This is a genomic window from Pseudomonas sp. Irchel s3h9 (assembly GCF_900187475.1).
Taxonomy (GTDB): Bacteria; Pseudomonadota; Gammaproteobacteria; order Pseudomonadales; family Pseudomonadaceae; genus Aquipseudomonas; species Aquipseudomonas neuropathica.
This window is the reverse complement of the sequence record NZ_FYDH01000003.1, coordinates 255,974-281,265: the sequence shown is the minus strand read 5'-3', so window position 1 is coordinate 281,265 and position 25,292 is coordinate 255,974. Positions and strand designations below refer to the sequence as shown.

Sequence of the window (25,292 nt, the reverse complement as noted above, 5' to 3'; positions counted from 1 at the left end):
CAAAATCAAAAGATCGCAGCGTTCCGCAGCTCCTACATTGTTCAGCCGCGAATAAAGGCTAAAAGATCCGCGTTGATCGTCTCGGCCTCCGTCGTCGGCATCCCGTGCGGAAACCCCGGATACGACTTCAGCGTGCCATTGGGCAGCAACTTCGCCGACAACGGCCCTGAATCCGCATACGGCACAATCTGATCATCCTCGCCATGCATCACCAGCACCGGCACCGTGACCTTCTTCAAGTCTTCGGTGAAATCGGTCTGCGAAAACGCCACGATCCCATCGTAGTGCGCCTTCGCTCCGCCGATCATGCCCTGACGCCACCAGTTGGCAATAATCCCTTCCGATGGCGTGGCCCCGGGCCGGTTGTAGCCATAAAACGGCCCGGTCGGAATATCGCGATAAAACTGCGCGCGATTCGCCGCGAGTTGCGCCTGAAAGTCATCGAATACCGATTTCGGCAGCCCACCCGGATTGCTCTCGGTCTGCACCATCAACGGTGGCACCGCGCTGATCAGCACACCTTTGGCGACGTTGGCCTGACCATGCCGGGCGATGTAATGAATCACCTCACCGCCACCGGTCGAGTGACCGACATGCACCACGTTCTTCAGGCCCAGATGATTAACCACGGCCAGCGTATCGTCGGCGTAATGATCCATATCGTGGCCATCCCAGACCTGGCTCGAACGCCCGTGCCCACGGCGATCATGGGCAACCACCCGGAAGCCTTTGCCGAGGAAGAACAGCATCTGTGCGTCCCAATCGTCCGAGCTGAGCGGCCAGCCGTGGTGGAAGTGGATCACCGGCGCGTCTTTCGGGCCCCAGTCTTTGTAGAAAATCTCGACGCCGTCTTTGCTGGTGACAAATCCCATGTTCGCAACTCCAGACCAATCTGATGGGTAACCCGCGCGGTCAGCGCGGACCGGTTTCGCTCATGACGAGTTTTCCACTGCGATGGCTCAGTGCGAGCCGTTATCAACTGTAGGATTAAAGTCGACATCTGCATGACCGGTGGTCGCAACGTCTGGCTTCGTGCGCAAATTAGGCTTTGCTGAAAGGGATAAGCCGAGGCGCGCGTAGGCTTTGATGGCCACAGCGGCGCCCCTTCAGAACACCGTGAGTCTGAGGAAATTCCCCGATGCTGACCTTGAATATCAATGGCAAGGATCAGGAGCTCGATGTCCCCGCGGACATGCCGTTGCTCTGGGTCCTGCGCGATGTCGCGCACTTGACCGGTACCAAATTTGGCTGCGGCATGGCCCAGTGCGGGGCCTGCACCGTGCACGTTGACGGGGCGCCGTTGCGCGCCTGCATTACGCCCGCGACCGCCGTAGCCCATGGCCAGAAAATTCTCACCATCGAAGGGCTGTCCACCGATGGTTCGCACCCGGTGCAGCAAGCCTGGGCCGAACTTGACGTGGTGCAGTGCGGTTACTGCCAGTCGGGGCAGATCATGTCTGCTGCCGCGCTGCTGGCGAAAATCCCCAAACCCACCGACAGCGATATCGATCAGGCGCTCTCCGGCAATATCTGCCGTTGCGGAACCTATCCCCGCATTCGCGCAGCGGTTAAGCGTGCATCGGAAATCGGCTGATTCAATCTGTGGGAGATAGGCGATGAACAGTCCTGTATCGCGTCGGAGTTTTCTCAAAGGCAGCGCCCTGTTGGGCGGCGGTCTGGTGGTGGCGTTTGTCGTCCCTGGCGGCCACAAGTTTGCCTATGCGGCCGAGAATGAAGGCAAGGTGTTTGCGCCGAATGCATTTTTGCGAATCGCAGCGGACAACAGCGTGACGGTGCTGCTCGGGCATTCGGAAATGGGCCAGGGCATCTGGACCGGCCTGACCATGTTGATTGCCGAGGAGCTGGACGCGGACTGGTCGAAGATCCGCGTCGAGCACTCGCCCGCGTCGGCGGCGGATTACGGCATGCCCGGTTTTGGCGGCATGCAGATTACCGGCGGCTCGACGTCGACGTGGATGGAGTTTGACCGCTATCGACTGGCAGGCGCGACCGCGCGGCAGATGCTGGTGGAGGCGGCGGCGAAACGCTTCGAGGTGGCACCGTCGGCCATTCGCACTGAATCGGGCGTGGTGATTGCCGGTGACAAGCGTGCAACTTATGGCGAGCTGGCAGATGCCGCCGGGCAATTGCCGGTGCCGGATCCGAAGTCGATTACCTTCAAGGAAGCCAAGGACTGGAAGGTCATTGGCAAACCGACCAAACGCCTCGACACACCGGAGAAAATCACCGGCCGCGCCAAGTTCGGCATGGACGTGCAGTTTGAAGGCTTGATGACCGCAATGGTCGCGCGCCCACCGGTATTCGGTGCCACTGTTAAATCTTTCGAAGGCGCTGAAGCGCTGGCGGTGCCGGGCGTACACAAAGTGGTGCAGGTACCGACGGGCGTGGCGGTGATTGCCGAGCATTACTGGGCGGCGAAACTGGGGCGTGATGCGCTGAAGGTCGATTGGGACCTGGGTCCGCATGCGGACCTGAGCAGCGAAAAACTGCTGGCAAGTTTCCGCAAACTGGCCGCGACGCAAGGCACGTCGGCGAGTCAGGCCGGTGATGCCAAGGGCAGTTTTGGCAAAGCGGCGAAGAAGATCGATGTCGAATACAGCGTGCCTTATCTGGCTCATGCGCCGATGGAGCCGCTCAATTGCACGGTGAAAATCAGCGCCGAGAAATGCGAAATCTGGACCGGTACGCAGTTTCAGACGCTGGATCAAATGGTCGCCGGCAAGATCACCGGGCTGAAGCCTGATCAGGTCGAGATCCACACTGAGTTTTTGGGTGGCGGTTTCGGGCGTCGGGCCAATCCAACGTCTGACTTTGTCGCCGAAGCCGTGCACGTGGCGAAAGCCGCCGCGATGCCGGTGAAAACCGTGTGGTCGCGGGAAGACGATATTCGTGGCGGTTACTACCGCTCGATGTTCTTGCATCAGGCGAAGATCGGCTTGGGCGCTGATGGTTTGCCGTCGAGCTGGCAGCACGTGCTGGTCGGGCAGTCGATCATGACCGGCACGCTGATGGAGGCGACGATGGTCAAAAACGGCATCGACCCGACCTCGGTCGAAGGCGTTTCCGACAGTCCTTACGTTAAAGGCCTGGCCAATCATCAGGTCGATCTGCATTCGCCGCAAACGGGCATCAATGTGTTGTGGCTGCGCTCGGTTGGCCATAGCCATACCGGTTTTGTCATGGAATCGCTGATCGATGAAATGGCCACGGCGGCGGGCAAGGATCCGGTCGAGTACCGACGAACCTTGCTCAAGGATCATCCTCGGCATTTGGGCGTGCTCAATCTGGCGGTGGAAAAGGCTAACTGGAAAGCACCATTGCCGGATGGCCATGCGTTGGGCGTGGCAGTGCACGAGTCGTTCGGTAGCTACGTGGCGCAGGTGGCGGAGGTGTCGCAGGACAATTTGGCGATTCGCGTGCATCGCGTGGTCTGTGCGGTGGACTGCGGGATTGCGGTGAATCCGCAGAGTATCGCGGCGCAGATGGAATCGTGCATCACCTTCGGTCTGGGCATGGCGCTGCACAGCAAACTGACGCTCAAGGACGGCGCGGTCGTGCAATCCAACTATCACGATTATCAGGTGCTGCGGCTCAACGAGATGCCGGTGGTGGAAGTGCACATCGTGCCCAGCAGCGACAAACCCGGTGGCATCGGCGAGGCCGGTGTGCCGCCGACCGCGCCAGCCGTGGCCAACGCGGTGTTCGCCCTGACCGGGCAACGCCTGCGCGAGTTGCCGCTGCAACTGTCGGGGGTGTGAGATGAAACGACATCTAGTGTTGGGCACGGTGGTTCTACTGGGGCTGGGCGGTTATGCCTCGGACCTGTTTGCCGATGATCAGGAAGCCTTGAAAGCCTTCACCACGGTACAGAAAGTCTTCCAGAGTCCGCGCTGCCAGAACTGTCACATTCCCGGTGATTCGCCGTTGCAGTTCGACGCCGGCATTCCCCATGCGATGAACGTGGTGCGCGGCATGGACGGCAAGGGCGCCGCCGGTTTGCCTTGCGCGACCTGCCACGCGGAAAACAATCCGCCGGCCAGTTACGGCCCGCATGCGCCACCGGGGGCGCCGCACTGGAGCCTGCCGCCGGCAGCGCACAAAATGGCCTGGATCGGCCTGCCACCGGACAAGCTCTGCGCGATGATCAAGGACCGTTCGAGCAATGGCGATCGCGACTTTGCTGCGCTGATCAAGCATGTCAGCGAAGACAAATTGGTGCTGTGGGGCTGGAATCCCGGGGCAGGGCGCGCGCCGGTGCCAGTGCCGCACGATATTTTTGTCACGCAATTCAAGCTCTGGGCCGATGCGGGCGGGCCATGCCCGGTGGCGCAAATGTGAGCCATTGCCAAATTAGCGCTACGCTTGGAAGCATTGTTGCCAATGGAGTGTGCTGATGCTGGTTCCAGGAAAACCTGCGAATGAAACGGCGCGCGTTCAAGCGTTGCACGGTCTTGAGCTGCTCGATTCCGCCCCTGAAGAACGTTTCGACCGACTGACACGGTTGGCGAAACGCCTGTTCAATGTGCCGATTGCACTGGTGACGTTGGTCGACACCAATCGGCAGTGGTTCAAGTCGTGCGTGGGCCTGGATGTCAGCGAGACACCGAGGGATGTCTCGTTCTGCGGCCATGCGATTCTTAACGACGGCCTGCTGTTGGTGCCGGACGCCCGCGAGGATGTGCGCTTCCATGACAACCCGTTGGTGACAGGCGCGCCGAACATTCGCTTCTACGCCGGTTACCCGCTGACCGTGCCCAATGGCAATAAAATGGGCACGCTGTGCCTGATCGACACCAAGCCCCGCGACCTCGACGAGGAAGAGCGCGCGTTGTTGCGTGATCTGGCGGAAATGGCCGAGCAAGAGTTGGCCGCTGTGCAGATCGCGAGCATGGATGAGTTGACGTTGCTGTCCAATCGCCGTGGTTTCAAACAACTGGCGCAGCATGCACTGGACGCCTGCGCACGGCTGGAACGGCCGGCAACCTTGCTGTTTTTCGACCTCAATGACTTCAAGCAGATCAACGATCTGTATGGGCATGCCGAGGGTGACAGTGCGCTGAAAACCTTTGCCGACGTGCTGCGCATCGCCTTTCGCGAGAGTGATGTGGTCGGGCGCCTGGGCGGGGATGAGTTCGTCGCGTTGCTGACCGGCTCCAGCCATATTGAAACGACGGCGATCATGGCGCGGCTCAAGGAAATCCTTGAAGAGCGCAATGCCACGTTGCACCGCGGGTATGCGATTCGCTTCAGCGTCGGCCAGATCGAATACGACGCCAAACGCCATGAGGCCGTGGATCGGCTGCTGGCGGATGCCGATAGCGCGATGTATGTGCACAAGCAGGCCTTGAAGCGTTGTTAGCGAATGCACCGCAGATCGCTTGTAGGAATGAGCCTGCTCGCGATAGCGTCCGGCCATCAACCTCTTCATTGCCTGACACAGCGCTCCCACAGGGGACAGTGTTGCAGGCATAAAAAAACCCGCCAGATCGGCGGGTTTTTTTATTGGCTAACCGAAGATCACTCTTCGATGTTGCCCATGGCGGTGGTGTTGAAGCCGCCGTCGACGTACATGATTTCGCCGCTGATGCCCGACGCCAGGTCGGAGCACAGGAAGGCGCCGGCGTTGCCGACTTCGTCGATGGTGACGTTGCGACGCAGCGGGGTTTGCGCTTCGTTGGCGGCCAGCATCTTGCGGAAGTTCTTGATGCCCGAGGCTGCCAGGGTACGGATCGGGCCAGCCGATACGCAGTTGACGCGGGTGCCATCCGGGCCCAGAGAGCCGGCCAGGTAACGTACGCCAGCTTCCAGCGAAGCCTTGGCCATGCCCATTACGTTGTAGTTAGGCATGGTGCGCTCGGCGCCCAGGTACGACAGGGTCAGCAGGCTGCCGTTGCGGCCTTTCATCATTTCGCGACCGGCTTTGGCCAGGGCCACGAAGCTGTAGGCGCTGATGTCGTGCGCGATGCGGAAACCGTCACGGGTGGTGGCTTCGGTGAAGTCGCCGTCCAGTTGGTCGCCCGGGGCGAAGCCAACGGAGTGGACGATGCAGTCCAGGCCGTCCCACTTCTTGCTCAGTGCTTCGAAGACCTTGGCGATTTCTTCATCGCTGGCCACGTCGCACGGGAAGCACAGCTCAGGGCTCGAACCCCAGCCTTGGGCGAATTCTTCAACACGACCTTTCAGTTTGTCGTTCTGATAAGTGAAGGCAAGCTCAGCGCCCTCGCGATGCATGGCGGCAGCGATGCCGGATGCGATGGACAGCTTGCTGGCGACACCGACGATCAGTACGCGCTTACCGGCGAGAAAACCCATGTGTTGCTCCTCTTTCAGGTTATTGCGCAGTGGCTGGTGCCAAAAAAGCGGCTTCCAGCAACTGCTGTGTATACGGATGTTGGGGGGCGGCAAAAATACTTTGCGCGTCTCCCTGTTCGACCACTTGGCCATGCTTGACCACCATCAACTGGTGGCTCAGCGCTTTGACGACAGCCAGATCATGGCTGATAAACAAATACGTCAGGTTGTACTTGGCTTGCAGTGAACGCAACAGCTCCACCACTTGCCGCTGCACCGTGCGGTCGAGCGCCGACGTCGGCTCGTCCAGCAGGATCAGCGCCGGTTTCAGCACCAAAGCCCGGGCAATGGCGATTCGCTGCCGTTGCCCACCGGAAAATTCGTGGGGGTAGCGGTGCCGGGTTTCCGGATCCAGACCTACCTCCTTCAATGCCGCAATAATCGCCGCCTCTTGTTCCTCAGCGGTGCCCATCTTGTGAATCCGCAGGCCTTCGCCAACGATATCGCTGACACACATGCGCGGGCTCAGGCTGCCAAACGGGTCCTGAAACACCACCTGCATCTCCCGACGCAACGGGCGAACCTCGTTCTGCGTCAGGCAGTCTAGCTGCTTGCCTTCAAAGCGGATCGCGCCTTTGCTGCCGATCAGCCGCAAAATCGCCAGACCCAGGGTGGATTTACCGGAGCCGCTTTCTCCCACGATCCCCAGGGTCTGACCCTGCGGTAGGCTGAAATTGATGCCGTCCACTGCCTTGACGTGATCCACCGTGCGCTTGAGCAGGCCTTTCTTGATCGGGAACCAGACTTTCAAGTCCTCGACTTCAAGCAGCGGCGCGCCGATTTTATTGCTCGCCGGGCCTCCGCTGGGCTCCGCGCCGAGCAATTCCCGAGTGTACGGATGCTGCGGCGAACGGAACAGCTCTGCGCACGATGCCTGTTCGACGATGCAACCGCGCTGCATGACACATACACGATGCGCAATTCTTCGCACCAGGTTCAAATCGTGACTGATCAGTAACAACGACATGCCCAATCGAGCCTGCAATTCCTTGAGCAAATCGAGGATTTTCAGCTGAACGGTCACGTCCAGCGCCGTGGTCGGTTCGTCGGCAATCAGCAATTCCGGCTCGTTGGCCAGGGCCATGGCGATCATTACACGTTGGCGCTGGCCACCGGACAACTCGTGGGGCAAGGCCTTGAGACGCTTGTGCGGCTCGGGGATGCCGACCATGTCCAGCAGCTCCAGCGTACGCTTGGTCGCGACTTTGCCGGTCAGACCCTTGTGGATGCCGAGGACTTCGTTGATCTGCTTCTCGATCGAGTGCAGCGGATTCAGCGAAGTCATCGGCTCCTGAAAGATCATCGCGATGCGGTTGCCACGGATGTGGCGGATGGTTTTCTCACTGAGCCCCAGCAGGTTTTGCCCGGCATAGTTGATGCTGCCGGCCGGATGGCGGGCCATCGGGTAGGGCAGCAGGCGCAGGATCGAGTGCGCGGTGACCGATTTGCCCGAGCCGGATTCGCCGACCAGCGCCAGGGTTTCGCCGCGTTTGATGTCGAAACTCACGCCTTCGACGACCCGGTGCACGCGCTCGCCGAAACCGAATTCGACGGCGAGGTCACGCACTTCGATCAGATTGTCCTGATTCATTTCACTTCCTCGGGTCGAAGGCGTCGCGAGCGGACTCGCCGATAAACACCAGCAAACTCAGCATCAACGCCAGCACGGCGAAGGCACTCATGCCCAGCCACGGCGCTTGCAGGTTGGATTTGCCCTGGGCGACCAGTTCACCCAGCGACGGACTGCCGGCCGGCAAGCCGAAACCGAGGAAGTCCAAAGCGGTGAGGGTGCCGATGGCGCCGGTGAGGATGAACGGCATAAACGTCATGGTCGAGACCATCGCGTTGGGCAGGATGTGGCGGAACATGATCGCGCCGTTCTGCATGCCCAGCGCCCGCGCCGCGCGCACGTATTCAAGGTTGCGGCCACGGAGGAACTCAGCGCGCACCACGTCGACCAGGCTCATCCACGAGAACAGCAGCATGATCCCCAGCAGCCACCAGAAATTCGGCTGGACGAAACTGGCGAGGATGATCAGCAGATACAGCACCGGCAGCCCCGACCAGATCTCCAGAAAACGCTGCCCGGCCAGATCGACCCAGCCGCCATAGAAGCCCTGCAAAGCACCGGCAATCACGCCGATGATCGAACTCAGCACGGTCAACGTCAGCGCGAACAGCACCGAAATGCGGAAACCGTAGATCACCCGCGCCAGCACATCGCGGCCCTGATCGTCAGTGCCGAGCAGGTTGTCCGCCGACGGCGGCGCCGGGGCCGGGACTTTCAGGTCGTAGTTGATGCTCTGGTAGCTGTAGGGAATCGGCGCCCACAGCACCCACGCATCCTTGGCCTTGAGCAGTTCGCGGATGTACGGGCTCTTGTAGTTGGCTTCCAGCGGGAATTCGCCGCCGAACGCAGTTTCCGGGTAGCGCTTGATCGCCGGGAAGTACCAATTGTTGTCGTAATGCACCACCAACGGCTTGTCGTTGGCGATCAGCTCGGCGCCCAGGCTCAGGCCGAACAGCACCAGAAACAGCCACAGCGACCACCAGCCGCGCTTGTTGGCCTTGAACAGTTCGAAGCGGCGGCGGTTGAGAGGGGACAGGTTCATCTCAATGCTCCCGGCTTTCGAAGTCGATGCGCGGATCGACCAAGGTGTAGGTGAGGTCGCCGATCAGTTTCACCACCAGCCCCAGCAGGGTGAAGATGAACAGGGTACCGAACACCACCGGGTAATCGCGGTTGATCGCCGCTTCAAAGCTCATCAGGCCGAGACCGTCGAGGGAGAAAATCACTTCCACCAGCAAGGATCCTGTGAAGAAGATGCCGATGAACGCCGACGGGAATCCGGCAATCACCAGCAGCATGGCGTTGCGGAACACATGGCCGTACAACACGCGATGGCGGGTCAGGCCTTTGGCCTTGGCGGTGACCACGTATTGCTTGTTGATTTCGTCGAGAAAGCTGTTTTTGGTCAGCAGGGTCATGGTTGCGAAGTTACCGATCACCAGTGCGGTCACCGGCAGCGCCAGGTGCCAGAAGTAATCGAGGATCTTGCCGCCGAAGCTCAGTTCATCGAAGTTGTTTGAGGTCAGGCCCCTTAGCGGGAACCAGTCGAGATAACTGCCGCCGGCAAACACCACGATCAGCAGGATCGCAAAGAGAAACGCCGGGATCGCATAGCCGACGATGATCGCCGAACTGGTCCAGACGTCGAAATGGCTGCCGTGCCGCGTGGCCTTGGCGATCCCCAGCGGGATCGACACCAGGTACATGATCAGCGTGCTCCACAGCCCCAGCGAGATCGACACCGGCATCTTTTCCTTGATCAGGTCGATCACCTTGGCGTCGCGGAAGAAACTGTCGCCGAAATCCAGCTGCGCGTAGTTCTTGACCATGATCCACAGACGTTCCGGGGCCGATTTGTCGAACCCGTACATGTGCTCGATTTCCTTGATCAGCGCCGGGTCCAGACCCTGCGCGCCGCGATAGGAGGAACCGGCCACCGACACCTCGGCACCGCCGCCGGCAATGCGGCTGGTGGCGCCTTCGAAGCCTTCGAGCTTGGCGATCATCTGTTCCACCGGGCCACCGGGCGCGGCCTGGATGATCACGAAGTTGATCAGCAGAATGCCGAACAGGGTCGGGATGATCAGCAGCAGTCGCCGAAAAATATACGCCAGCATCTGATTACTCCGTGCCCACAGGGTCGGCTTGCAGTTTGGTTTCGACTTCTACTGCCGGTTTGGCGTCGGGCTTGACCCACCAGGTATTAATCCCGATGTCGTACTTGGGCGAGACTTTCGGGTGACCGATGTGGTTCCAGTACGCTACGCGCCAGGTCTTGATGTGCCAGTTGGGCACCACGTAGTAACCCCATTGCAGCACGCGATCCAGTGCGCGGGCGTGGGCCACCAGGCTTTTGCGTGAGTCGGCGTTGATCAGGTTTTCGACCAGTTGATCGACAATCGGATCCTTCAGGCCAATGGTGTTGCGGCTGCTCGGTTTGTCGGCAGCGGCGCTCATCCAGAATTCGCGCTGTTCGTTACCCGGTGAGTTGGACTGCGGGAAGCTGCCGACCATCATGTCGAAGTCCCGCGAACGCACGCGGTTGATGTACTGCGAAACGTCGACGCGGCGGATTACCAGATCGATGCCAAGGTCGCTGAGGTTGCGCTTGAATGGCAGCAGTACGCGTTCGAATTCGGTCTGCGCGAGCAGGAACTCGATCACCACCGGTTTGCCCGTGGCGTCGACCATTTTGTCGTCGACGATCTTCCAGCCGGCCTCTTGCAGCAGTTGATAGGCCTCGCGCTGCTGCGCGCGGATCATGCCGCTGGCATCGGTCTTCGGATTCTCGAACGCTTCGCTGAACACCTGCGCCGGCAGTTTGCTGCGGAACGGCTCGAGGATCGCCACTTGATCGGCGTCGGGCAGGCCGGTGGCGGCCATTTCCGAGTTTTCGAAATAGCTGCGGGTGCGGAAGTAGGCGCTGTTGAACAGTTGTTTGTTGGTCCACTCGAAATCGAACAGCAGACCGAGTGCCTGACGCACCCGCACATCCTGAAACACCGGGCGACGCAGGTTGAAGACGAAGCCCTGCATGCCGGTCGGGTTGCTGTTGGCGATCTGTTCCTTGATCAAGCGGCCTTCGGTAACCGCCGGGATGTTGTAGGCGTTGGCCCAGTTCTTTGCGGTCATTTCCAGCCAGTAATCGAATTGTCCGGCCTTCAGCGCTTCGAGCGCGACGGTGTTGTCGCGGTAGTAATCGGTGGTCATCGTGTCGAAGTTGTAGAAGCCACGGTTGACCGGCAGGTCCTTGCCCCAGTAATCCTTGACCCGCTCGTAACGCACTGAACGTCCGGCCTTCACTTCGGCAACCTTGTAAGGGCCGCTGCCCAGCGGAATTTCCAGGTTGCCCTTGGTGAAGTCGCGATCGGCCCACCAGTGCTTGGGCAGCACCGGTAACTGGCCGAGGATCAGCGGTAGTTCACGGTTATTGGTGTGCTTGAACTTGAAGAGCACTTTCAGCGGATCTTCGGCGATCACTTCGGAAACGTCGCTGTAGTAGCCGCGAAACAGCGGTGAGCCTTCCTTGGTCAGCGTGTTGAAGCTGAACACCACGTCCTCGGCGCGTACCGGGTGGCCGTCGTGGAAGCGCGCTTCGGGGCGCAGGTAGAAACGCACCCAGCTGTTGTCCGGGGCTCTTTCGATCTGCCGGGCGATCAGGCCGTATTCGGTGAACGGTTCGTCGAGGCTGTGTTTGGTCAAGGTGTCGTAGATCTGCCCGACATCGTCGGCCGGCACGCCTTTGCTGATAAACGGGTTGAGGCTGTCGAAGCCGCCGAAACCGGCCTGACGGAAGATGCCGCCCTTGGGCGCGTCGGGGTTCACATAATCGAAATGCTTGAAATCGGCTGGGTATTTCGGCGGCTCGTTGTACAGGGTCACGGCGTGTTGCGGAGCGGCAAAGGCCAGCCCGGCGAACAGCAAACCGCTGGCCTGGACGAGCAGGGCGCGGATCGGTTTCATTGATCTTTCTCCGAAGACTTCAGCCACCACGCGCTCAGGCCCAGAGTGTAGGGCGGCGTGGTGACGTGGGCCAACCGGTTGCGGTAGGCCAGACGGTGATAATTGAGGTACCAGTTGGGAATGCTGTAGTGCTGCCAGAGCAGCACGCGGTCGAGCGCCTTGCCAGCGGCGACCTGCTCGTCGCGGGTGCGCGCGGCGAGCAATTGTTCGAGCAGGTGATCCACTACCGGGTTGGCAATGCCTGCGTAATTCTTGCTGCCCTTGACCCCGACCTGACTGGAGTGGAAGTACTGCCACTGCTCCAGGCCCGGGCTGAGGGTCTGGTTGAGCGTCATCGAGATCATGTCAAAATCAAATTGATCGAGGCGCTGTTTGTACTGCGCCCGATCCACGGTGCGCAGGCGCGCGTCGATGCCGATGCTGTTGAGGTTCTCGATATAGGGCTGGTAGAGGCGCTCCAGGTTCGGATTGACCAGCAGCAGCTCGAACCGCAGCGGTTGGCCGTCAGCGTTTTGCAGGCGCTGACCGTTGAGCTTCCAGCCGGCTTCGGCGAGCAATGCCAATGCCTTGCGCATGGTTTCCCGGGGAATGCCGCGTCCATCGGTTTTTGGCAGGGTGAACGGCTCGGTGAACAGCTTGGCCGGCAGTTGTTCCTTGTACGGCTTGAGCATCAGCCATTCATGCCCGACCGGCAGGCCGGAGGTGGTGAACTCGCTGTTGGGGTAATAACTGGTGGTGCGTTTGTAGGCATCGCTGAACAGTGCGCGGTTGGTCCACTCGAAGTCGAACATCAGGCCCAGCGCTTCACGGGTCTTAACGTCCGAGAACGTCGCACGGCGGGTGTTCATGAACAGGCCCTGACTCTGGGTCGGGATCTGATGCGGGATCTGTGCCTTGATCACATCGCCACGGCGTATGGCCGGGAAGTTGTAGCCGTTGGCCCAGTTCTTCGCCTGATGCTCGATGTAAATGTCGAATTCGCCAGCCTTGAATGCTTCGAAGGCGACATCGCTGTCGCGGTAGAACTCGACTTCCATGCGATCGAAGTTGTACTTGCCGCGATTGACCGGCAAGTCCTTGCCCCAGTAATCCTTGACCCGCTCGAAGATCAACTGCCGGCCCGGCGTCACCGAAGTGATGCGATAGGGGCCGCTGCCCAGTGGCGGTTCGAAGGTAGTGGCCTTGAAGTCGCGGTCTTTCCAGTAGTGCTGCGGCAGCACCGGCAATTCGCCAAGGCGCAGGATCAGTAGCGGATTGCCCGAGCGCTTGAGCACGAAGCGAATGCGCTGCTTGTTGAGAATGTCGACCCGCAGCACTTCCTGCAACGCGGTACGGTACAGCGGATGGCCGTCCTTGAGCAGCGTTCGATAGGAGAAGGCGACGTCATAAGCGGTGATCGGCGTGCCGTCGTGGAAACGCGCTTCCGGGCGCAGGTTGAAGACTACCCAACTGCGATCTTCGCTGTACTCCACCGATTGCGCGATCAAACCATAGCTCGACGCCGGCTCGTCACCGGACGGCGAATACTGGCCGGTGCCGACCATCAGCGGCTCGTTCAGCTCGTTGATGCCGTACTGGAGGAAATTCGCTGTGGTGACCGGGCTGGTGCCCTTGAAGGTGTACGGGTTGACCGTATCGAAGGTGCCGAACGCCATCACCCGCAACGTACCGCCCTTGGGCGCTTGCGGGTTGACCCAGTCGAAGTGGGTAAATCTGGCCGGGTACTTGAGCGTGCCGAACTGCGCATAACCGTGACTTTCGGTAATCGTCGCGCTTGCGGTTGAGCTCAAGGCCAGGCTGATCAGGAGCAGGAGGAGGGGACGCTTCAAGTCAGATCCGATCCAGGCGGCTTGGGCTTAGTGGGCCGTACAGTAACAGCTTGTCTGGACAGGAAAAAGATGTGGGTTAAAGAGCCCCTCACCCTAACCCTCTCCCGGAGGGAGAGGGGACTGATCGTGGTGTTTGGACGAATTACACCGACGTGCTGCACCGAGTCGAACTCAAGTTCTCAAAAGCCCCTCACCCTAACCCTCTCCCGGGGGGAGAGGGGGCTGACTGTGGTGTTTGCGAGAGCTGCGCCGACGTGCGATACCGCGCCGAACTCGGATGTTGAACAGCACGGAGATCGGCTCCCTTTCCCCCTCGCCCCCTTGGGGGAGAGGGCTGGGGTGAGGGGGATGGATCTAATGCACACCTCAAAAACGTGATCAAAAAAAGCCCCTGAAAACTCAGGGGCTCATCTGTCAGTGCGGCTGATAAACCGTGAGCATCTGCCCCGGCTTCAGTGCTTTACCCGCACCCGGATTCCAGCGCTTGAGATGCTGCATCTCAACGTTGAAGCGCTTGGCCACCACGTACAGCGTGTCGCCGCGTTTGACCTTGTACTGGGTTTGCTGCGCGCTGTCGTCCTTGCCTTTGCTCTTGCTGTTGGCCGCAATCACCGTGTTGACCCGGCCGGATTTGCGTGCCGGCGCGCGCTTGGTGGTGTCTTGCATCACCAGGGTCTGACCAACCTTGAGGTTCTTGCCGGTCAGCTTGTTCCAGCGCTGCAGGTCTTTGACTTCGACCTTGTTGGCCTTGGCGATGGAACCGAGGTTGTCGCCACGCTTCACCCGATAGGCACGCTTGAGCTGCGCCACTTCCGACGGATCGGCACCCTCGAACACCGGTTTCAGTGAACGCGGGCTGATCAGCTCTTCCGGACGCATGGTCTGCAAACTGGCCGTCAGCAATTGCGCCTTCGACGTCGGCACCAGCAAATGCTGAGGGCCGTCGATGGTGGTGCGTTGCTTGAAGGCCGGGTTGAGCTGGAACAGTTCGTCTTCGTCGATGTTGGCCACCGCAGCGACCTTGGACAGGTCCATGCGCTGGTTGATTTCGACGACCTGGAAGTACGGTTCGTTGGCGATCGGGTTGAGGTTCACGCCGTAGGCTTCCGGCGCCAGCACCACTTGCGACAGCGCCAGCAGCTTCGGCACGTAGGCCTGGGTTTCCGCCGGCAACGGCAGGTTCCAGTAGTCGGTGGGCAGGCCGAGCTTTTCGTTACGTTCGATGGCGCGGCTGACCGTGCCTTCACCGGCGTTGTACGCCGCCAAGGCCAGCAACCAGTCGCCGTTGAACATGTCGTGCAGGCGGGTCAGGTAATCCATCGCTGCCGTGGTCGAGGCGGTGATGTCGCGACGGCCATCGTAGAAGCGCGTCTGACGCAGATTGAAATAACGCCCTGTGGACGGAATGAATTGCCACAACCCGACTGCATCGGCCCGGGAATAGGCCATCGGGTTGTAGGCGCTTTCAATCACTGGCAGCAGGGCCAGTTCCAGCGGCATGTTGCGTTCTTCGAGGCGTTCGACGATGTAGTGAATATAGAGACTGCCGCGTTCGCCGGCGTTCTCGAGGAAAGAGGGATTGCTGGCGAACCACAGGCGCTGTTGCTCGATGCGCGGGTTGACGCCGAGACCTTCCTGCAGCTGAAAGCCCTGGCGCATGCGTTCCCAGATGTCCTGGGGAACCTGTGGGCTGGGCTTTTCGGACAGCCAGATCGGCTTCTGCTTGGCTCGCGCAGCAATGTTCGGCGTATGGGTCGCTTCAGTCTGCGGAGCATGGCTGGAACAGCCCGCCAGCGTGGCGGACACAGCCACCGCGATGGCTTGCGCCAGGCGGGTCAATGCGTCTGAATTGACGGACTTACGTATGGATGACGACATTGGCTGGAAGTAAGTTCCGGGCAAAAATGTCGGGCGATTCTAGAAAGCGCACCCCCTGCGGTCAACCATTCAGAATTTTTGTACCAAGTGGTGGGGGGCTTAGAACTTATCTTTCCAAGCCCGCAGAGCCGCAAATACCTCACTCGGCGCCCGGTTTTGAGCGCCTGCCCGTTCGTCCACTTTTTGTGTAACTAATGTTTCAGAGGTACGCAAGAACGGATTTGTGAGCTTTTCCAGTGCCAGGGTCGAAGGCAGGGTCATGACGCCGTTTTGCCGCTGCTGAGTGACTTTTTCCAGACGGGCGGCGATGTCCGGATTGCCCGGCTCGACGGCGGCGGCAAACTTCAGATTGCTCAGGGTGTATTCATGGGTGCAGTAGACCAGGGTATCTTCCGGTAGAGCAGCGAGGCGGCTGAGCGAGTGGTGCATTTGCTCCGGCGTGCCCTCGAACAGGCGACCGCAACCGGCGGCGAATAGGGTGTCGCCGCAAAACAGCAGGCCGTGGTGGTAATAGGCAATGTGCCCCAAGGTGTGACCGGGCACCGCATAGACGTCGAAGTCCCAGCCGAGCACGCTGACCGTATCGTTGTCCTCGAGCGCCACGTCGCGCCCCGGGATGCTTTCGCTGGCCGGGCCGTAGACTTTTGCGCCGCTCAGCGCTTTCAGGCGTTCGACGCCGCCGACGTGATCATGATGGTGGTGGGTGATCAGGATATCGCTCAACACCCAGCCTGGATGCGCTGCAAGCCACGCCTGGACCGGCGCGGCATCGCCCGGGTCGACCACGGCGCAGCGCTGGGTGCGGTGATCCTGTAACAACCAGATGTAGTTGTCGGTGAACGCGGGCAGGGCACTGATCTGTATCATCGTCGGAATTCGCCAAGCGGAAAACATTGGCGCATCTTAGTAGTTCCTGGCGCTTTGGAGAATGCGATGAGTGATAAAGCGTTCGCACAGGCTGATCCTGACTGGCTGGCCCTGATCGGTGCAGCCCGTGAATGGCTGTCCGGCCCGCTCGGGCAATTTCTGCTCGATGAAGAGCGGCGCATGCTCGAAGACGAGTTGGGCCGTTTCTTTGGCGGTTATCTGGTGCACTACGGGCCATCGGCCGAAACCCCGCCGTCGGCACCGCAAGTGCAGCGCAATGTGCGCCTCGGTGCACCGTTGCCCGGGGTCGAGATCGTCTGCGAAGAGCAGGCCTGGCCGCTGAGCGAGCATGCCGCCGATGTGGTGGTGATGCAGCACGGTCTGGATTTCTGCCTGTCGCCCCACGGTTTGCTGCGTGAAGCAGCGAGCAGCGTGCGTCCCGGTGGGCATTTGCTGATCATCGGCATCAACCCCTGGAGCACCTGGGGGCTGCGCCATGTGTTCGCCCACGACGCCTTGCGCCAGGCGCGCTGCATCTCGCCGTCGCGGGTCGCCGACTGGCTCAATCTGCTGGGCTTCGCGCTGGAGAAACGCCGCTTCGGGTGCTATCGTCCGCCGCTCGCGTCACCCAAGTGGCAGGCCCGTCTGGCCGGCTGGGAACGCAAGGCCGGTGACTGGCAGTTGTCGGGCGGCGGCTTTTATTTACTGGTCGCGCGCAAGATCGTGGTCGGGCTGCGGCCGCTGCGTCAGGAACGTCGCGAGCCGATGGGCAAGCTGATTCCGCTACCAATGGCCAAGGTCAACCGCCGCCGCATCGAACCGTAAACCTTCTTTTTATAAGTGGCCGGACTTGTTCCGGCCTAGGTCATTGTCGATCCGTGATCGGCAAGACAGGCATTTTTCTGGATAGAGTGGCATGAGCGAAAGCGTTGAAAGCGTCGACACCGTAGAACTGTTCACCGACGGTGCCTGCAAAGGCAACCCCGGCCCCGGCGGCTGGGGCGCCTTGCTGGTGTGCAAGGGCGTCGAAAAGGAACTGTGGGGTGGCGAAACCAACACCACCAATAACCGCATGGAACTGCTCGGCGCGATCCGTGGCCTCGAAGCCTTGAAGCGGCCGTGTGAAGTATTGCTGGTGACCGACTCGCAGTACGTGATGAAGGGCATCAACGAGTGGATGGCCAACTGGAAGAAGCGCGGCTGGAAAACCGCAGCGAAGGAGCCGGTGAAAAACGCTGATCTGTGGAAAGAGCTGGACGAGCAGGTCAACCGCCACAAGGTTACCTGGAAGTGGGTGCGTGGGCACATTGGCCATCACGGTAACGAGCGGGCTGACCAGCTGGCTAACCGTGGGGTGGATGAGGTTCGCGGTTACAAGCAGAGCTGATTTCGCTTCTGAACCGTGGTGTGGCCATTCGCGAGCAGGCCCGCTCCCACACTGGATCGTGCTCACAACACATTCAATGTGGGAGCGAGCCTGCTCGCGAAGGGCGCGCCACGGTCTGACTGAAACACCCCGCCGAGCGTGTTAACATCCGCGTTTTTTGCAAGATCGACCCGTTGAGAGCTGAACACTGATGGCCACCAGATCCGTTGTACTCGATACCGAAACCACCGGCATGCCGGTGACCGATGGTCACCGGATCATTGAAATCGGCTGTGTCGAACTGATCGGGCGGCGCCTGACGGGCCGGCATTTTCACGTTTACCTGCAGCCGGATCGCGAGAGTGATGAAGGCGCCATCGGCGTCCACGGCATCACCAACGAATTCCTCGTCGGCAAGCCGCGCTTTGCCGAAGTGGCCGATGAGTTCTTCGAGTTCATCAAAGGCGCGCAGCTGATCATCCACAACGCGGCGTTCGACGTTGGCTTCATCAACAACGAATTCGCCCTGATGGGCCAGCACGATCGCGCTGACATCACCCAGCACTGCTCAATCCTCGACACCCTGATGATGGCTCGGGAACGTCACCCGGGGCAGCGCAACAGCCTCGATGCGTTGTGCAAACGTTATGGCGTCGACAACTCCGGCCGTGAACTGCACGGCGCCTTGCTCGACTCGGAGATTCTCGCCGACGTCTACCTGACCATGACCGGTGGCCAGACCAGCCTGTCGCTGGCCGGCAACGCTTCCGACGGCAATGGCACGGGCGAGGGCGCGGACAACTCGGCGACCGAAATTCGGCGCTTGCCGGCTGATCGTCAGCCTGCGCGGATCATTCGTGCGACGGAAGAAGAACTGGCGGCGCATCTGGTGCGGCTGGAAATTATTGCCAAGTCTGCGGGTGGCCCGGCGATGTGGACGCAGATCGCGGAAGCTGACGCCCAGGCTTGAAGATCAACGGATCGGACGATCTTTGCTTTTGGCGGCATGAAGCCAACTGGCCACCCTCGCCACATTCGCTGCAACCCTCTACCCTTGAGTGCATTGGCCGATTCAATTCGGCCGCCTCAGGACACTGAGCCTCATGTACAAAGATTTGAAGTTTCCGGTGTTGATCGTTCATCGCGACATCAAGGCCGACACGGTCGCCGGTGACCGTATCCGTGGCATCGCCCAAGAGTTGGAGCAGGAAGGTTTCAGTATCGTGTCGGCCACCGACTACGCCGAAGGGCGGTTGGTCGCGTCGACCCATCATGGTCTGGCGTGCATGCTGATTGCCGCCGAGGACGCCAGCACCCACTCGCATCTGTTGCAGAACATGGCCGAGCTGATCGGTCTGGCGCGGGTACGCGCACCGGATCTGCCGATCTTTGCCCTGGGCGAGCAAGTCACCCTGGAAAATGCGCCGGCCGATGCCATGGCCGAGCTCAATCAACTGCGCGGCATTCTCTATCTGTTCGAAGACACCGTACCGTTCCTCGCCCGGCAAGTGGCCCGCGCGGCGCGCAAGTACCTCGATGGCTTGTTGCCGCCGTTTTTCAAGGCGCTGGTGCAGCACACCGCCGACTCCAATTATTCCTGGCATACCCCCGGCCATGGCGGAGGTGTGGCGTATCACAAGAGTCCGGTCGGGCAGGCGTTTCACCAGTTTTTCGGTGAAAACACGCTGCGTTCGGATTTGTCGGTGTCGGTGCCGGAGCTCGGTTCGCTGCTCGATCACACCGGACCGCTCGCCGAAGCCGAAGCGCGCGCCGCGCGCAATTTCGGCGCCGATCACACCTTTTTCGTGATCAATGGCACCTCGACCGCCAACAAGATTGTCTGGCATTCGATGGTCGCGCGCGACGATCTGGTGCTGGTCGATCGCAACTGCCACAAGTCTGTTTTGCACGCGATCATCATGACCGGGGCGATCCCGCTGTACCTGTGCCCTGAGCGTAATGAGCTGGGGATCATCGGCCCGATCCCGCTGAGCGAATTCAGCCGCGAGTCGATTCAGGCCAAGATTGACGCCAGCCCGCTGACCAAGGGCCGTGCGCCGAAAGTCAAACTCGCCGTGGTCACCAATTCGACTTACGACGGCCTCTGTTACAACGCCGAGCTGATCAAGCAAAGTCTCGGCAACAGCGTCGAGGTGCTGCATTTCGACGAGGCCTGGTACGCCTATGCGGCGTTTCACGAATTCTTCGCCGGGCGCTACGGCATGGCCACCTCGCGCAGCGAAGACAGCCCGCTGGTATTCACCACGCATTCCACGCACAAGCTGCTCGCTGCCTTCAGTCAGGCCTCGATGATTCATGTGCAGGACGGCGGTGCGCGGCAACTGGACCGTGACCGTTTCAATGAAGCGTTCATGATGCACATCTCGACTTCACCGCAGTACAGCATCATCGCCTCGCTCGACGTTGCCTCGGCAATGATGGAAGGCCCGGCCGGGCGTTCGCTGTTGCAGGAAACCTTTGACGAAGCGCTGAGCTTCCGTCGCGCGCTGGCCAATCTGCGGCAGCACATCGCCGCCGATGACTGGTGGTTTTCGATCTGGCAGCCGCCGGGTGTCGAGGGCATCGACCGCGTGCAGACTGAAGACTGGTTATTGCAGCCGGATGCCGAGTGGCATGGTTTTGGGGAGGTCAGCGACGATTACGTGTTGCTCGACCCGATCAAAGTCACGCTGGTCATGCCGGGGTTGAACGCCGGCGGCGCGCTGAGCGAGAAGGGCATCCCGGCGGCGGTGGTCAGTAAATTCCTCTGGGAGCGGGGGCTGGTGGTGGAGAAGACCGGTCTGTATTCATTTCTGGTGCTGTTCTCCATGGGCATTACCAAAGGCAAATGGAGCACGCTGCTCACCGAGTTGCTGGAATTCAAACGCAGCTACGACGCCAATGTGCGCCTCGACACCTGCCTGCCGTGTGTTGCCCAGCAAGACACCGTGCGTTATCGCGGCATGGGCCTGCGGGATTTGTGTGATCAACTGCACGCCTGTTATCGCAGCAATGCCACGGCCAAACACCTCAAACGCATGTACACCGTGTTGCCGGAAATTGCCATGAAGCCGGCGCACGCTTACGATCATCTGGTGCGCGGCGAAGTCGAGGCGGTGCCGATCGATGATCTGGAAGGACGCATCGCCGCGGTGATGCTGGTGCCGTATCCGCCGGGGATTCCGCTGATCATGCCCGGCGAACGCTTTACCGAGTCGACACGCTCGATCATCGATTACTTGAAATTTGCTCGCACGTTCGATAGCAGCTTCCCCGGTTTTGTCGCGGATGTGCATGGATTGCAGCACGAAGATGAAGGCAATGGGCGGCAATACACCGTCGATTGCGTCAAGGAATGAGGACTTTTCCCAGTATGCAACCGGTCATGAATCCGAAATACCCAGGGCTGTCGGTGCGCGTCGCCGATGAAGGCTTTGCGCCGTATATCTGGGGCAGCGACTTCAGTTTTGAGGTCGCCGCCTATGGCGCTGCCGTGATCGGCCAGCCTGTCGAGCAATGGCGGGTGACGCCGATCGTGCCGTACCGCAAGTGCTACGGCATCGATCCGGAAGAGTTCAGCGCCTTTCATAACGCGCCGGACAGCGCGATTTTCATGGCGTATCTGGATGATCAGCCGGTCGGCCATCTGGTGATCAGTACCAACTGGAACGGCTTCGCCCATATCGATGAGCTGGCGGTGCATGCGCCGGCGCGGCGCCATGGCGTGGCCAAGGCGTTGCTCGATGTCGCGCAGTTCTGGAGTCGCAAGAAAAAACTGCCGGGGATCATGCTCGAAACCCAGAACAACAACCTCGGCGCTTGTCGGCTGTATGAGCGTTGCGGCTATGTAATGGGTGGCATCGACCAGTTGCGCTATCGCGGCATCGATCCGAACACCGCCGAAGTGGCGCTGTTCTGGTATCGATTGTTCGATAACCCGCTGGAAAACCCTGTCAGCTCGCCAGCATCGCCTCGGCTTGTTCCGTGATGATCGCCAGTAGCGTCTGAATCGCCGATGCCGGCGCGATGTGCTTGAACGTTAGGGCATAGAGGCTGATCGGCACGGCCGGCGACAGCGGGCACACGTCGAGTCCGGCGGCGCGCGCACCCAGTGCGGTGAACGGATCGACGATGGCCAGGCCTTCGCCGGCCTCGACCATGCTGCGCATCATCTGATGGGTTTGTACGCGGGTCTGGATGCTCGGTGCCGGACGCAACGCCTGGAGTTTGTTTTCCAGCGCCGGGCTCAGCGGGTCCTGGCCTTCGAGGCCGACCATGGCCTGGCCAGCGAGATCTTGCAGGGAAATGTATTTCTGTTTTGGTTGCAGCCAGCCATGGGGGGCGAGCAGTTGCAGCTTGCCCTGGGCCAATGGCCGGCAATCAATGTCGGGGTGTTCGGGATCGTGCAGGCTCAAGCCGAGATCGCTTTCGCGCAGCAAAAGGCTGCGGACGATATCGCGGGTTGGCGCGCTGAGCAGGCTGCACGGTGCATCGGGCAGGCGTCGGCGCAGGGCGGCAAGGCTTTGTGGCAGTAATTGTTGCGCCAGCGGCGGGGTGCCGATGATGCGCAAGGGTGGGGCGAGGTATTGTTTGAGGCTGCTGGCCAGACGCTGCACTGGCTCCAGCGCTTCATAAACGTGGGCGATTTCGACCTGCAATGCCCGCGCTTCGGGCGTCGATTGCAGGCGCCCGCGTACGCTGGCGAACAGCATGAACCCCAACTGACTCTCGGCTTCGCGCAAACGCTCTTCGACCTCGGCCACCGGCAACTGCAACCATTCGGCGGCGGTGCCCAGGTGACCGGTCTGCAAGAGCGCCTGAATCACTTCGATATGACGTAAACGCATGCGTGAAGTCCATGTTCAGCAGGTGGGGTCAGTGGCTGAATCCTACCCCAACTCTGCGCATATGACTTCTGCTCATAACGGCCAGTTATGAAGCGACGGTGGTCTCAGGCTCACGGGTCAGGGTGATGCCTGACTGAACCAGGAGAAACTCGTTGTCGTTGACCTTGTTGACGCGATCGCCAATGGCCAGTTTGTAAATCGGCTCCGAGCCAGTGGAACCGTCTGCCGACGGGTTGGATTCCTGGAACTCATGCACGGAATAAACGCGGCCTTCCGCATCTCTTGCATGGAACTGACCGACCAGTACTGCTGCCATCTGCTTAGAACCTCTGGAGATAAAACGCTTGATTTGCGGCTTGGTAGACCGCTATCAAGGCCTGTAAGTTTTCCTACAGGAAAAAAATAATCAGCGCGCGGGAATTTCCCATTGTGTGCTGGTGGAATCGTCACCGGATCATCTATAACTACGGGCTCCTCCCACGGACCATCGAGAGTTCTTCCATGAGCAATGTCTACAACGTCGCTGTAGTGGTCGGTAGCCTGCGCAAAGCTTCGATCAATCGCAAAGTCGCCCTGGCACTGGCGGAGCTGGCCCCGGCTAACCTCAAGCTTGAGATTGTCGAAATTGGCGATCTGCCACTGTATAACGAAGACATCGACGGCGACTCACCGCCGGCAGCCTACAGCACTTTCAGGCAAAAAGTGGGTTCTTCCGACGCGGTGCTGTTTGTCACGCCCGAGTACAACCGTTCGGTGCCGGCGCCATTGAAGAATGCCATCGACGTCGGCTCGCGGCCTTATGGCAAGGCTGTCTGGAGTGGCAAACCGGGGGCGGTGATCAGCGTATCGCCGGGTGCGATCGGTGGTTTCGGCGCGAATCAGCATCTGCGCCAGTCGTTCGTGTTTCTCAACGTGCCGTGCATGCAGCAACCGGAAGCGTATCTGGGCGGCGCGGGTTCGGCGTTTGACGAGGCGGGCAAGTTGAGCGAGTCGGTGAAACCTTTTCTGCAAAGCTTTATCAATGCCTACGGACAATTCGTAGAACAACACAAAAAGTAACCTGTACACGGAACAATGTAGGAGTGAGCCTGCTCGCGATAGCGGTGTGTCAGTCGACCAATTGGTAACTGACAGTCCGCTATCGCGAGCAGGCTCACTCCTACAGGTTTTGTGTTGGCTTCATAACCCCATTTCAATTTAAGGCTGTTGCGGATGCTCGCTGCGTCACTGATTTTCCTGCTGACCATTACCCTTGTCATCTGGCAACCCAAAGGCCTTGGCGTCGGCTGGAGTGCGACGCTTGGCGCGGTGCTGGCGCTGATCTTCGGCGTCGTTCACCTCAGCGACATTCCGCTGGTGTGGCAGATCATCTGGAACGCCACCGGCACCTTTGTCGCGCTGATAATCATCAGCCTGCTGCTCGACGAAGCCGGGTTCTTCAACTGGGCGGCATTGCACGTGGCGCGTTGGGGGCGGGGCAGTGGGCGCAAGCTGTTTGCTTTTATGGTGCTGCTCGGCGCATTGGTGTCGGCGTTGTTTGCCAATGACGGTGCAGCGCTGATCCTCACGCCGATCGTGATTTCGATGTTGCTGGCCCTACGGTTTTCCCCGGCGGCGACGTTGGCGTTCGTCATGGGCGCGGGTTTTATTGCCGACACGGCGAGCCTGCCGCTGGTGGTATCGAACCTGGTCAACATTGTTTCGGCAGACTTCTTCCACATCGGCTTCAACCGCTACGCAGCGGTGATGGTGCCGGTCAACTTCGTCAGCGTGGCGGCGACGCTGGGCATGCTGTTGTGGTTTTTCCGTCGCGACATTCCATCGACGTATGACCCTGAGCAACTCGAGCATCCGGAAACCGCGATCCACGATAAAGCCACGTTTTACGCCGGTTGGGCGGTGTTGGTGATTCTGCTGATCGGCTGCTTTGCGCTGGAGCCGCTGGGCATTCCGATCAGTGCGATATCTGCCGTGTGTGCCGCGCTGTTGCTGGGCATCGCCGCCCGTGGCCACAAGATTTCCACGCGCAAGGTGATGAAAGAGGCACCGTGGCAGATCGTGATTTTCTCGTTGGGCATGTATCTGGTGGTGTATGGCCTGCGCAATGCCGGGCTGACCGTGTATCTGGCCGGTTGGCTGGATGTCTTTGCCGGTCATGGCGTTTGGGGCGCGGCAATGGGCACGGGTGTGCTGACCGCGTTGCTGTCATCGATCATGAACAATTTGCCGACGGTATTGATTGGTTTGTTGTCGATTGATGCCAGTCAGGCCAGCGGAGTGGTCAAGGAAGCGATGATCTATGCCAACGTGATTGGCAGTGACCTAGGGCCGAAGATCACGCCGATTGGCAGCCTGGCCACGTTGTTGTGGCTGCATGTGCTGGAGCGCAAGGGCATTCACATTGGCTGGGGCTATTACTTCCGGGTCGGGATTGTGTTGACGGTGCCGGTGTTGTTGGTGACGTTGGCGGCTTTGGCCCTGCGTTTATCCCTTTAGACCGAGTCGGCCCATTCGCGAGCAGGCTCGCTCCCACAGGGGAATGTATCGCCTCTCCCTACATTTGAAATGCGGTCCAAATGTGGGAGCGAGCCTGCTCGCGA

Annotated in this window: 22 protein-coding genes; 11 read left to right on the top strand and 11 right to left on the bottom strand. The window is 60.2% G+C overall.

The genetic code is table 11. The features are described from left to right. Positions 1 to 41 precede the first annotated feature (41 nt). On the bottom strand, positions 42 to 872 hold the full coding sequence (locus CKW26_RS06275) for an alpha/beta fold hydrolase (RefSeq protein WP_095047914.1): 831 nt from the start codon (positions 870 to 872) through the stop codon (positions 42 to 44). Between the two features lie 266 nt (positions 873 to 1,138). Here CKW26_RS06275 and CKW26_RS06270 point away from each other — a divergent pair, with 266 nt between their 5' ends. Genes CKW26_RS06270 through CKW26_RS06255 form a run of 4 tightly spaced genes read left to right on the top strand, consistent with a single transcriptional unit; the run spans position 1,139 to position 5,380 of the window. Continuing rightward, positions 1,139 to 1,594, top strand: coding sequence for a (2Fe-2S)-binding protein (locus CKW26_RS06270; RefSeq protein WP_003224136.1), 456 nt, complete (start codon positions 1,139 to 1,141; stop codon positions 1,592 to 1,594). Positions 1,595 to 1,616: 22 nt separating this feature from the next. Then, a complete protein-coding gene (locus CKW26_RS06265) occupies positions 1,617 to 3,779 on the top strand; it encodes a xanthine dehydrogenase family protein molybdopterin-binding subunit (protein ID WP_095047913.1) in 2,163 nt (720 codons plus the stop codon). Position 3,780: 1 nt separating this feature from the next. Further along, the gene (locus tag CKW26_RS06260; RefSeq protein ID WP_095047912.1) at positions 3,781 to 4,359 is read left to right on the top strand and encodes a hypothetical protein; all 579 of its coding nucleotides are present in this window, start codon (positions 3,781 to 3,783) and stop codon (positions 4,357 to 4,359) included. 55 nt (positions 4,360 to 4,414) lie between these two features. Continuing rightward, a complete protein-coding gene (locus tag CKW26_RS06255) occupies positions 4,415 to 5,380 on the top strand; it encodes a diguanylate cyclase (protein WP_095047911.1) in 966 nt (321 codons plus the stop codon). 158 nt (positions 5,381 to 5,538) lie between these two features. Here CKW26_RS06255 and fabI read toward each other — a convergent pair whose 3' ends face one another. The 8 genes from fabI to gloB all read right to left on the bottom strand — a co-directional run bounded on the left by fabI (position 5,539) and on the right by gloB (position 16,479). Further along, a complete protein-coding gene (fabI, locus tag CKW26_RS06250) occupies positions 5,539 to 6,333 on the bottom strand; it encodes an enoyl-ACP reductase FabI (RefSeq protein WP_007910591.1) in 795 nt (264 codons plus the stop codon). Positions 6,334 to 6,352: 19 nt separating this feature from the next. Continuing rightward, positions 6,353 to 7,963 carry an ABC transporter ATP-binding protein gene (locus CKW26_RS06245; RefSeq protein WP_095047910.1) on the bottom strand — a complete coding sequence of 537 codons (1,611 nt, stop codon included), beginning with the start codon at positions 7,961 to 7,963 and terminating at the stop codon, positions 6,353 to 6,355. A 1-nt stretch (position 7,964) separates the two neighbouring features. Continuing rightward, positions 7,965 to 8,984, bottom strand: a complete 1,020-nt coding sequence (locus CKW26_RS06240; RefSeq protein ID WP_095047909.1) for an ABC transporter permease — start codon at positions 8,982 to 8,984, stop codon at positions 7,965 to 7,967. 1 nt (position 8,985) lies between these two features. Then, on the bottom strand, positions 8,986 to 10,059 hold the full coding sequence (locus CKW26_RS06235; RefSeq protein WP_007910584.1) for a microcin C ABC transporter permease YejB: 1,074 nt from the start codon (positions 10,057 to 10,059) through the stop codon (positions 8,986 to 8,988). 4 nt (positions 10,060 to 10,063) lie between these two features. After that, positions 10,064 to 11,905, bottom strand: coding sequence for an extracellular solute-binding protein (locus CKW26_RS06230; RefSeq protein ID WP_095047908.1), 1,842 nt, complete (start codon positions 11,903 to 11,905; stop codon positions 10,064 to 10,066). Continuing rightward, on the bottom strand, positions 11,902 to 13,734 hold the full coding sequence (locus CKW26_RS06225; protein ID WP_095047907.1) for an extracellular solute-binding protein: 1,833 nt from the start codon (positions 13,732 to 13,734) through the stop codon (positions 11,902 to 11,904). Before CKW26_RS06225 ends, CKW26_RS06230 begins: the two co-directional genes overlap by 4 nt. Before the next feature lie 414 nt (positions 13,735 to 14,148). Continuing rightward, positions 14,149 to 15,612, bottom strand: a complete 1,464-nt coding sequence (locus CKW26_RS06215) for a transglycosylase SLT domain-containing protein (RefSeq protein WP_093430717.1) — start codon at positions 15,610 to 15,612, stop codon at positions 14,149 to 14,151. A 99-nt stretch (positions 15,613 to 15,711) separates the two neighbouring features. Beyond that, a complete protein-coding gene (gene gloB, locus CKW26_RS06210) occupies positions 15,712 to 16,479 on the bottom strand; it encodes a hydroxyacylglutathione hydrolase (protein ID WP_093431663.1) in 768 nt (255 codons plus the stop codon). Between the two features lie 66 nt (positions 16,480 to 16,545). Here gloB and CKW26_RS06205 point away from each other — a divergent pair, with 66 nt between their 5' ends. The 5 genes from CKW26_RS06205 (at position 16,546) to CKW26_RS06185 (ending at position 21,833) form a co-directional block, all read left to right on the top strand. Beyond that, positions 16,546 to 17,304 carry a class I SAM-dependent methyltransferase gene (locus CKW26_RS06205; protein WP_093430718.1) on the top strand — a complete coding sequence of 253 codons (759 nt, stop codon included), beginning with the start codon at positions 16,546 to 16,548 and terminating at the stop codon, positions 17,302 to 17,304. Positions 17,305 to 17,395: 91 nt separating this feature from the next. Then, entirely contained in the window at positions 17,396 to 17,866 is a 471-nt protein-coding gene (gene rnhA, locus CKW26_RS06200) for a ribonuclease HI (RefSeq protein ID WP_093430719.1), read from the top strand. Positions 17,867 to 18,056: 190 nt separating this feature from the next. Beyond that, a complete protein-coding gene (dnaQ, locus tag CKW26_RS06195) occupies positions 18,057 to 18,815 on the top strand; it encodes a DNA polymerase III subunit epsilon (RefSeq protein ID WP_093430720.1) in 759 nt (252 codons plus the stop codon). A 133-nt stretch (positions 18,816 to 18,948) separates the two neighbouring features. Continuing rightward, on the top strand, positions 18,949 to 21,204 hold the full coding sequence (locus tag CKW26_RS06190; RefSeq protein ID WP_095047905.1) for an Orn/Lys/Arg decarboxylase N-terminal domain-containing protein: 2,256 nt from the start codon (positions 18,949 to 18,951) through the stop codon (positions 21,202 to 21,204). 14 nt (positions 21,205 to 21,218) lie between these two features. After that, positions 21,219 to 21,833, top strand: coding sequence for a GNAT family N-acetyltransferase (locus tag CKW26_RS06185; protein WP_095047904.1), 615 nt, complete (start codon positions 21,219 to 21,221; stop codon positions 21,831 to 21,833). On the opposite strand, the gene CKW26_RS06180 is transcribed toward CKW26_RS06185, so the two are convergent. Both CKW26_RS06180 and CKW26_RS06175 read right to left on the bottom strand, forming a co-directional pair. After that, on the bottom strand, positions 21,799 to 22,692 hold the full coding sequence (locus CKW26_RS06180; RefSeq protein ID WP_095047903.1) for a LysR family transcriptional regulator: 894 nt from the start codon (positions 22,690 to 22,692) through the stop codon (positions 21,799 to 21,801). The genes CKW26_RS06185 and CKW26_RS06180 overlap by 35 nt on opposite strands. 85 nt (positions 22,693 to 22,777) lie before the next feature. Further along, entirely contained in the window at positions 22,778 to 23,008 is a 231-nt protein-coding gene (locus tag CKW26_RS06175; RefSeq protein ID WP_093430724.1) for a hypothetical protein, read from the bottom strand. A 185-nt stretch (positions 23,009 to 23,193) separates the two neighbouring features. Here CKW26_RS06175 and CKW26_RS06170 point away from each other — a divergent pair, with 185 nt between their 5' ends. Both CKW26_RS06170 and CKW26_RS06165 read left to right on the top strand, forming a co-directional pair. After that, complete coding sequence (locus CKW26_RS06170) at positions 23,194 to 23,751, top strand: NADPH-dependent FMN reductase (RefSeq protein WP_038366013.1); 558 nt, start codon at positions 23,194 to 23,196, stop codon at positions 23,749 to 23,751. 153 nt (positions 23,752 to 23,904) lie between these two features. Then, the gene (locus CKW26_RS06165) at positions 23,905 to 25,188 is read left to right on the top strand and encodes an arsenic transporter (protein ID WP_095047902.1); all 1,284 of its coding nucleotides are present in this window, start codon (positions 23,905 to 23,907) and stop codon (positions 25,186 to 25,188) included. The last annotated feature ends 104 nt before the right edge of the window (positions 25,189 to 25,292 follow it).